This window comes from Curtobacterium sp. B8, assembly GCF_000333315.1.
GTDB classification, from domain to species: Bacteria; Actinomycetota; Actinomycetes; order Actinomycetales; family Microbacteriaceae; genus Curtobacterium; species Curtobacterium luteum.
In genome coordinates this window covers 1-1,372 of record NZ_BACW01000230.1, presented here as the reverse complement: position 1 = coordinate 1,372, position 1,372 = coordinate 1, and the positions used below count along the sequence as shown (strand labels likewise).

At 70.0% G+C, this 1,372-nt stretch carries 2 protein-coding genes; both read right to left on the bottom strand.

Annotation, left to right across the window (positions count from 1 at the left end):
* Nucleotides 1-359: 359 nt before the first annotated feature.
* Nucleotides 360-800, bottom strand: coding sequence for a hypothetical protein (locus I59_RS22650; protein WP_187289790.1), 441 nt, complete (start codon nucleotides 798-800; stop codon nucleotides 360-362).
* Between the two features lie 399 nt (nucleotides 801-1,199).
* On the bottom strand, nucleotides 1,200-1,372 hold a 173-nt coding region (locus I59_RS21325; protein WP_148286107.1), incomplete at its 5' end, for a hypothetical protein.

The window sequence follows — 1,372 nt, the reverse complement described above, 5'->3', positions numbered from 1 at the left end:
AGGGCCTCGCACACCCGCCCGAACGCCACCGGGTCCGAGAACACGGGCGTCACGTCGCGGAAGAGGATGCCCGGCTTCGGGAAGTCCTGCACGATCGCGGTGAGTCGGTCGACGAGGGCAGCAGCGGTTTCGGTCACCGCACAACGGTACGGCAGTCGGGGCGCTCGGATGGACGCGCACGGTGCGAGGTGCCGGCGGGTCACTCGCACGGTGCGAGGGTGCTGCGGCAACGTGCGAGGTTCCGCACAGGGTGCGAGGCGGGAAGCGTCGCACGATGCGCGAAACCTCGCACCGAACGAGCGCGCCGATGGCGGGCGCCCGGCACCTCGCACGGTGCGGTGCCGGACGCCCAGCGCCACTCAGCGCCAGAGGTGCATCGTGCCGCTCCGCAGCAGGACCCGCAGCTGCTGCTCACGGCGCTCGCGCTCGATCCGCTGCCGGGTCGCGAATTCGACGGTCACCGGCACGGGCGTGGTGCGCCGGCTCCACAGGATCAGCCAGAGGCCGATGCGGAGTGCGATGCGGTCGGGCAGCGAGACCCGGCGGCGCACCGCGCGCGTATCGGGAGGACGGGTGGTGGTCTTCGTGGACATGGTGTGGATCCCCTGCTGGATGGTCGCCCGGACGGTCCCCGGGCACGACGAACCGACCCGGGGTGCGGGCCGACGGAACGAAAGCGGTGCGAGCCGAAGAACGCGACGGCGCGCACGCGAGAATGGCGGATCGGCAACGACGAGAATGAACGCGGGTGCATTCTCGGAATGCAGTCCAATGAGGTGAGCGTCGTTGACCAAGGACATGCCGTGCGCATTCCTCGGCGCCGCCGTACCCGATCGCACGAGGCGGTTCGGGCACGGTGGACCTCGCGGACAGCGGTCGCGAGCTCAGGCTCAGCGGCGCTGGGTGCGCAGTGGTGTCGTGGAGCGGACGCTTCCGGTCAGCGGACTCGGAAAGGAGTGCCGAAGAGCCCGGTGATCCCACGGAACGGCGTGGTGCCGTGCGTCGTGATGGCGGTGATCATCATGGGTGTTCGCCCCCTTTCGGTCTCGTACTGACGGTGTGCTCGAGAACACTATCCACACCGGGAATGCCTGCGCAAGCATCTTTCGCAGAAATTGATCGGAATTGTTCCCGACGACGACGAACGGCCCGGTGTCACGAGGACACCGGGCCGTTCGTCGGCGGTCCGGGACGCCGGATCAGACCTCCGCCGGTCGCGCCGCACCGACGCGGAGGGCTCCGTCCACCACGTCGACCCGGACGGTGTCGCCGTCCCGGACCGACTCGGCGACCACGAGGCTCGCGATGCGGTCGTCGACCTCGCGCTGGATGAGGCGACGGAGCGGCCGGGCGCCGTACTCCGGCTCGAGCC